Genomic DNA, 8,273 nt, shown 5'->3' with positions numbered 1-8,273 from the left:
ACTTCATCGATAACCTGAAGCTTAAACGCCAAGCTGTAATCAAGTCGGGTCCTTTTACTTTTGCCCGAAACTCCTGTATTCTTCATAAGTTGACATTTTAAGTGTCAACTTATTTCAGGACGATACAGAAAGCGTAAAGCATAAAGCATAAAGCTATTGTGGAGAATGATCAAAGCGATTTTTAATACTCGCTAAGATCATTCTCCACAATAGCTTTATGCTTTATGCTTTACGCTTTCTGCTCTTCTCCAGTAATGCTATTTTAATTTCAAAGAATATTATTTTCGCATTCTTAACGAGCGGTTAACGATAAATAAAAAAATTGTTAAATCTTTTTTGCACTTCTCATAATTATCCCTAAGTTTGAAATCGATTATTCTGATAGTTATGAAAAACTTGTAGTGAAATGGAAGTGTGAGAGTGGTAAGCAGGTTTTTTTTTATGGGAGGATGCTAAAACGTTTTACTACTGTTTAACTGTCAGAATTACGCTAATGCCAATGGAGTAATTCCATACAATTTTTAGGGACGGAAACTTTCAATTAACCATTAGGATTCCTGTGCAATGCAGGGACCTGGGTAGCAGGATTCTCATGCCTTTTTTGCTTATGTGTCTGATTCACTTGTTATAATTCACTAAACCAAAAGGAAGCTATGCGAAGATCACTTCTTCTCACCACGTTGCTTTTCTTATGCTGCTGTATTTCTGCATGGGCGCAGGGTAAGAAAGCTGTTACGGGTACTGTTAAAGACGTAAAAGGAACGTTTTTACCAGGAGTAACTGTTAAAGAGAAAAACGCATCCAACGGCGCTACTACCGGCCCGGATGGAAAATTTACCATTCAGGTAGCACCAGGTGCTACCCTCGTTTTTTCCTATATAGGATTTATTAACCAGGAGGTGATGGCTGATGGCCAGTCGCCATTGAACATTGTACTAAAAGAAGATAATAAGAATCTGAATGAGGTGGTGGTTACCGCCATGGGTATTAAGAGAGAAGCGAAGGCACTGGGGTATTCTGTAAGTACAGTAAGTTCAAAAGAGATAACAGAAAGCGGAAGCACCAACTTTGCCTCAGCCTTATATGGTAAAGCTGCCGGTGTGAAAATCGTATCTGCTCCAGGTGGGGCTGCCAGCGCCGTTTCCGTGCAGGTGAGAGGTGTTTCCTCCATCGGCCTGAGCACACAACCGTTATATGTGGTAGATGGTGTACCGTTGAGAAACTTTAATGACCTGACCTCCGGAAGCTTCGGTACAAGCAACGGAAGAATTGAAGGTAACGGTGCGCTCGATATCAACCCGGAAGATATCGAAACACTGACTATCCTGAAAGGCGCCAGTGCTTCTGCCCTGTATGGTTCGGAAGCAACTAACGGTGTGGTAGTAATTACTACCAAGAAAGGTGTGAAAGGCCGCGGCTTGAATGTAGATGTTAACTACACTTATAACCAGGAAAAACTGGCCTCTCAACCAGATTACCAGAATGAATATGGCCCGGGTTATGATCCGCAAACCAACATTGTAAATGGTATCGCAGATGCCTCCGGCTGGGTAAAAGATGCCGATGGCTCTATGCACCCATACTACAGAGCTTACAACCAGTTTGGTCCTAAGTTCGATGGTCGCGATGTGAAATACTGGGATGGATCTATCCGTAAGTATGAAGCACAGAAGAACAACTATAAAGACTTCTTCCAAACCGGTTACAACTCAGCTGCTAACGTCGCTATTTCCAATGCCAGCGATAAAGGAAGTTTCCGCTTTTCTTATAACCGCGTAGATTATAAGAGCATCATGCCAGGAAGCAATCTTTATAAGAATAACTTCAACTTCAACGGAACGTTAAAACTGAGCGAGAAAATAAGTGTAGACCTGGTTTCTACTTATAATAATAACTTCGTTCATAACCGTGCCAACGTAATGAGCAACATATTCGGTTCATTTGACGGATTCTTTAGCCGTTTTGATGACATGAGTACGTTCTTCAATAAATATCAGACAACCAATGGTTATAGGTACGTTACCGCCACTAATAACTCGTACGATCAGGATCAGAAAATGACTTATCGTTTCAGAGCTACCAACGTGATGGACTATCTGTGGAATAACCTGCGTAACGCCTACGATGAAAGACAAAACCGTTTCATCAACAGCGCTACACTGAATGTAGGCATCCTCGATAACCTGCGCTTCAGAGGTAGAGTAGGTGGTGACTTTACAAACGTAGCTACCTCCGACGAACAGCACAATACACAACCAGCTGCAGTAGGTTATACCGGTCAATACGATGTAACTACCCGCAACAACAATGTGTTCTACGGCGATGCGATTTTGGTGTACAGTCCTAAAATCACCAAAGATTTTGACCTCTCTGTAACAGGCGGTGTTACCGGTCGTAAACAGACTTACAAAAATCAATATACACAAACCAAAGATGGTTTGGTAGATGAAAACTGGTTTAGCCTGAACAACTCAGCCAGCCCACTCTACGCCACCTCCGCGCGCGCTGAACAGATCGATGTGGCTGCTTTTGGTATGTTGAACCTCAGCTATAAGGGCTTCCTGTTCCTCGAAGGAACTGGCCGTTATGAGTCGACTTCTACTTTACCGGTAGCGAACAACAAATATTTCTATCCTTCTGTGAATGCAGGTTTCCTGCTTTCTGAGGTAGCAAAGCTGCCAGCATTTATTGATTACGCGAAAATCAGGGCGTCTTACGGTTTAGTGGGTAACCACCCGAACCTGTATCAGTCCAATATTGCGTACAATCCATATACCGTTACCATCAGCAAAAACAACATTCCTTACCAGCAATCTAATCCATCTGGTTTCGGTAATGAACTGTTGACTTCTGAGAAAAAGAGGGAAATGGAGTTTGGCTTTGAAACACGTTTGTTCAAAAACAAAATCGGTGTAGATTTCAGTTACTATAATAACAAAATCAGTAACCAGATCCTGACACTGAGCACACCTGCTTCTTCCGGAGCTACTTCTCAGCTGGTGAATGCCGGTGACCTGAGCAACTACGGTTATGAAGCTGCTATCAATGCCACACCTATCACTACCAGGGATTTCCGCTGGACTACCCGTTTCAACTTTGCGGTCAACAGGAATAAACTGACTGCTTTGAAAGATGGCCAGACTACTTTAACTATGCCTGCATACGATGGTGGTTACCTGTTGATCCGCTCCAATGTAGGTGATCCATTAGGTAATATCTATGTTCACCCGGCTAATAAAGATGCCAATGGTAACAAAGTCGTAAATGGCGACGGTATTTATACCGCCAATACAGGTGCATATGAGTATGCAGGAAATATTATGCCTAAGGTAGTAGGTGGTTTCTCCAACTCCGTAAGCTATAAAAACTTTACGTTGGACTTTACCCTGGATTACCGCTTAGGTGGTAACCTGGTTTCCATTCCTTATTATTACCAGATCGGTGCCGGTATGTTTAACAGCACTTTGCAATACAGGGATGCCGCCAATGGTGGTCTTGCCTACGATGCAGTTGACTGGGCTTCTGGTAAACTGGTGGCTAATCCTAACGGAGCATATCATGATGGTGTGATTCTGCCAGGTGTAACCGAAGATGGTAAGAAGAACGAAAAAATAATCACCGCTGGTCAGTACTGGTCTAATATGCATGACTGGGAAACCAACGGTCTGTATGAGAATGCTGTATTTAAAAATAGCTATGTTAAACTTCGCGAAGTAACACTCTCCTACAATATGCCTAAAAACGTGGTGGAGAAACTGCACTTGCAAAACCTGCAGTTTTCATTAATCGGAAGGAACCTGTTCTACATCTGGAAAACCTTACCAAAAGGTTTAGATCCGGAAGTAGCAGTTGGATCTTCCTGGTTGAGTCAAGGTGTTGACGGTGGTACTGTCGGACCTACCAGAAGTCTCGGTGCCAGCATCCGTGCCCGTTTTTAATGGCATTTATTTGTAAACGAACTTAACAGATAATAATGAAACGTCTCTTAATAAATATCTCACTCATCGCCTTATTTGCTGGTACTTTTACCGCTTGTAAGAAGCAGATTGCAGATGATTATAATAACCCGGAGCTGAGCCAGAAGGGCTCAATGAGTAAGTTGCTGAGCGGTATGTTTATCAATAAGCGTATGCGCCCGTCTTACTGGGATTATGCTACCTTTATTTTACCTACTACCGCCGCTTATTCGCAAACCACTGCGTTACAGCCAGGGTCAAAAATGTATATTCCATCTCTGTCTTATACTGAAAATCGTTGGGTAGATTTCTATGCCGGCGCTAAAAGTGATGACAATGATCTGAACTATGTAGGCCCGGGTATTATGGCTAACTTCAGAGAAATGCAGACCACTTATGCTGCACTCACGCCTGCACAACAGGCAGATCAGCTGGTTTTCATGAACTGCGGAAAAGTATTACTCTTTGATCAGACCGCCCAGATGGTGGATCTTTGGGGTGATATTCCTTTCGGTCAGGCAGGATCACTGAATACGCCCGATCGCAACGTAAATCCGGCTGCCTTCCAAGATGCTGCAGCTATTTATGACACACTGATCACTGGCCTGGATAACCTGAATAGCTACTTCGCAGCTGCTCAGCTGAAACCTGAAATACAGGCATCACTGACAAAAGCAGATTTTGTATTAACAGGAAGCCTGGACGCCTGGAGACGCTATGCGAACTCCCTGCGTTTGCGCCTGTTAATGCGCACATCTTTCGTAAACGAAGCTAAGTCGAAAGCTGCTGTTTCGGATATGCTGAATAATCCGGCAAAATATCCGCTGATCGCCTCCAACGATGAAAATGTATTGGTGCCTATGAGCCCCAATGCATTGAAAAGTGACGTGAAGGATGCCCTCACAGGTAGCCCATATGCGCCAGCCTTTATGCTGGATACCATGATGCTGGCTAACAATGATCCCCGTACAGATGTATACTGGGATAAAGGTACCATCCATGGATGGGCAGGCTTCCCCGCCAATGGAGGAGCTTCCGATTATGAAGCGGGTGGCTATGCTACTTACGATTCTGCTACTTTCTTCTATAACTACAATATCCCTGGCGTGATCTTTACCGCATCAGAAGTAAGTTTCCTGAAAGCGGAAGCCGGTGAAAGATGGGGTTTAGGTACACCACAGGCTAGTTATGAAAGTGGTATCACTCAATCAATAGCTTTCTATTACAACATTAATAAAACAGCAGTGCTCAGTTCAGGAAGCTGGAAACCGTTGACCTCTCCTACAGATTCAACTATTAACGCGTTTCTTGGCAAACCGGCGATTGCCTATGCTGGTACACAACAACAGAAACTGGCGAAAATCTGGACACAAAAATGGATGAACTGCTTCATCCTGCAATCCGGAGAGGCTTGGGCTGAACTAAGACGTACCAGTTATCCAAAGCTTACTTTTGCGTTAGCTTCTACCTCCGGAGCCACCACGCCTCCTCAGCGCCTGTTGTATCCTTCTACAGAGCAGGTATACAACCCTGACAACTACGCTAAAGTGGCCGCGAAAGATAAAGCCGACATCAAGATTTTCTGGGACGTACGCTAATCAAGTCTCAAATCATCGTTACAATAAACAAGAACGTCCTGGAGTATTCCAGGACGTTCTTGTTTATTTACTGTTGGATCATTTTATCCAATCATATTCTTGATCTCACTCAGCTTCAGCAGCGCTTCTACCGGTGTTAACCGGTTAATGTCCACATGATCCAGCTTCTGCCGGATGTCCTGGAAAACATCGCTGTGTGCATCAAAGATGTTCAGCTGTAATTTTTGGGAAGGTGTGCTGATATGTTTCACGTTTTTCTGTAATGGTGCTTCAATATGTTTTTCTTCGAGATGAGATAACACTTCGTTGGCACGGTTTATCAGTTCCGGCGGCATACCTGCCATCCGGGCTACGTGAATACCAAAGCTATGGCGACTGCCCCCCGGCGCCAGCTTGCGCAGGAAAATTATTTTATTGCCCGATTCCATATTGGTGATATGGAAGTTCTTTACCCGGGCATGTTTATTTTCCAGCTCATTCAATTCATGATAGTGCGTGGCGAACAATGTTTTCGGGCAGCAGGCGGTCATGTCGTGCAGGTATTCCACGATGCTCCAGGCAATGGAAATACCGTCGTACGTGCTGGTACCGCGACCAATTTCATCGAGGATAACCAGGCTGCGGTCGGTGATATTGTTGATAATGCTGGCGGTTTCATTCATTTCTACCATGAAGGTGGATTCGCCACCACTCAGGTTATCTGAAGCACCTACGCGGGTAAATATTTTGTCAGTTAAGCCGATATCTGCGCTGGTGGCAGGAACAAAGCTGCCCATATGCGCCATGAGGGTAATGAGCGCAGTTTGCCGCAGCAGGGCCGATTTACCGCTCATATTGGGTCCCGTGAGGATAATGATCTGCTGCGATGCCTTGTCCAGCGTAAGGTCGTTGGATACGTACGTTTCGCCGGCAGGCAATCCTCTTTCAATAACCGGGTGCCGCCCTTCTTTGATCACCAGGTCAAAACCTTCGTTGATATTGGGACGGCGGTATTTATATTGAACAGCATTCTGCGCAAAACACAACAGGCAATCCAACCGGGCAAATACTTGTGCATCTTCCTGTACCGGCAAAATGAACGACTGCAAAGCTTGTACTAACTCATCGAACAGCCGGGTTTCCAGCGCCAGGATCTTTTCTTCTGCACCTACAATCTTTTCTTCATATTCTTTCAGCTCCGGTGTGATATAGCGCTCAGCATTGGCCAGCGTTTGTTTACGCATCCAACGTTCCGGCACTTTATTTTTATGGGTGTTGGTCACTTCCAGGTAATAGCCAAACACATTGTTGAAGGCTATTTTCAGGGAAGGGATTCCCGTGGCTTCCGATTCTTTCTGTTGTATCTGTAACAGGTAGTCTTTGCCTTTGCTGGCAATATTGCGCAGTTCATCCAGTTCAGCATTCACGCCTTCCTGGATCACACCTCCTTTATTGACCAATACCGGCGGATTCTCCATGATTTCATTGAGAATACGCTCCAGCAACGGCTTGCAGGGATCGAGCTTTTCGTGCAGCCGCAGGAGGTAGTCGCTGCTGCTGCCGGCCAGCATGGCTTGTACCGCTTCTACCTGTTGCAGGGAGCGGGCCAGCTGCATCACTTCCCGGGGATTGATTTTTTTCAGTGGTATTTTAGAGACTAATCTCTCCAGGTCGCCGGTTTGCTTCAGGTGATGTACCAGGGTTTTGGAAAAATCGGTTTCTTTTATGAGATAAGCTACCGTGTCCAGTCGCTCATTGATGGCTTTGATATCGCGCAGGGGGAATACCATCCAGCGTTTAAGCAGGCGGGCGCCCATGGGAGTGACGGTATTATCCAGCACTTTCAGCAGGGTATGCCCATTTTCTACGCTGCTGTTGAGCAACTCCAGGTTACGCACAGTGAAGCGGTCCATCCACAGGAAATCGTCCTGGCTGATCCGCTGCATACGGGTAATGTGTTGCAGGTTGGGGTGCTCCGTATCTTTCAGGTAGTGGAGCGTAGCGCCGGCTGCAATGAGTGCGGCCGCCAGTCCATCTACACCGAACCCCTTGAAGGAATGGGTCTGGAAATGTTTGAGTAATATTTCTTCGGCATAAGTGGTGGTAAATATCCACTCGTCCATCGTATAAGTATAGAACCGGCTGCCAAAGGTAGCTTTAAAGTGTTTCTGCTGTTGTTTGGCAAAAAGCACTTCTGCCGGGCGGAAACTTTGCAGGAGTTTATCTACATATTCTTCACTGCCCTCTGCTACAAAAAATTCGCCGGTAGAAATATCCAGGAAGGATACGCCGGTGGTATCGGTACCGAAATGCACGGCCGCCAGGAAGTTGTTGCTGGAATTTTCCAGCAGCTTGTCGTTGATGGCTACTCCGGGTGTTACCATTTCAGTTACACCCCGTTTTACAATGCCTTTTACGGTTTTAGGGTCTTCCAGCTGGTCGCATACTGCCACCCGGTGGCCGGCTTTCACCAGCTTATGCAGATAAGTATCTAACGAATGATGGGGAAATCCTGCCAGATCCACGTAAGACGCAGAACCATTGGCCCTTTTGGTTAACACAATGCCCAGTACCCGGGCGGCTATGACCGCATCTTCATTAAATGTTTCATAAAAGTCGCCCACACGGAACAGCAGTACGGCATCAGGGTATTTATCCTTAATAGCCTTATGTTGTTGCATGAGCGGGGTTTCTTCCGATTTACTTTTTGCCATGGCGCAAATATATAAAACTCATCCCA

The 8,273-nt window shown here is 45.3% G+C and carries 3 protein-coding genes; 2 read left to right on the top strand and 1 reads right to left on the bottom strand.

The window, feature by feature from the left end; translation table 11 throughout:
• Positions 1-653 precede the first annotated feature (653 nt).
• Both HGH91_RS24230 and HGH91_RS24225 read left to right on the top strand, forming a co-directional pair.
• The gene (locus HGH91_RS24230; protein ID WP_168741452.1) at positions 654-3,938 is read left to right on the top strand and encodes a SusC/RagA family TonB-linked outer membrane protein; all 3,285 of its coding nucleotides are present in this window, start codon (positions 654-656) and stop codon (positions 3,936-3,938) included.
• Between the two features lie 35 nt (positions 3,939-3,973).
• Complete coding sequence (locus tag HGH91_RS24225; RefSeq protein ID WP_168741450.1) at positions 3,974-5,554, top strand: SusD/RagB family nutrient-binding outer membrane lipoprotein; 1,581 nt, start codon at positions 3,974-3,976, stop codon at positions 5,552-5,554.
• 83 nt (positions 5,555-5,637) lie between these two features.
• Here HGH91_RS24225 and mutS read toward each other — a convergent pair whose 3' ends face one another.
• Entirely contained in the window at positions 5,638-8,247 is a 2,610-nt protein-coding gene (mutS, locus tag HGH91_RS24220; protein WP_168741448.1) for a DNA mismatch repair protein MutS, read from the bottom strand.
• Between the last annotated feature and the right edge of the window lie 26 nt (positions 8,248-8,273).

The sequence above is a fragment of the Chitinophaga eiseniae genome (genome assembly GCF_012641265.1).
Lineage (GTDB): Bacteria > Bacteroidota > Bacteroidia > Chitinophagales > Chitinophagaceae > Chitinophaga > Chitinophaga eiseniae_A.
The sequence above is the reverse complement of the archived record's forward strand: the minus strand, read 5'-3'. Positions and strand labels throughout refer to the sequence as shown.

Bases quoted from the DNA above. Each gene is read 5' to 3' on its own strand.
- HGH91_RS24230 (WP_168741452.1), top strand. From the start codon at position 654: ATGCGAAGATCACTTCTTCTCACCACGTTGCTTTTCTTATGCTGCTGT.
- HGH91_RS24225 (WP_168741450.1), top strand. From the start codon at position 3,974: ATGAAACGTCTCTTAATAAATATCTCACTCATCGCCTTATTTGCTGGT.
- mutS (WP_168741448.1), bottom strand. From the start codon at position 8,247: ATGGCAAAAAGTAAATCGGAAGAAACCCCGCTCATGCAACAACATAAG.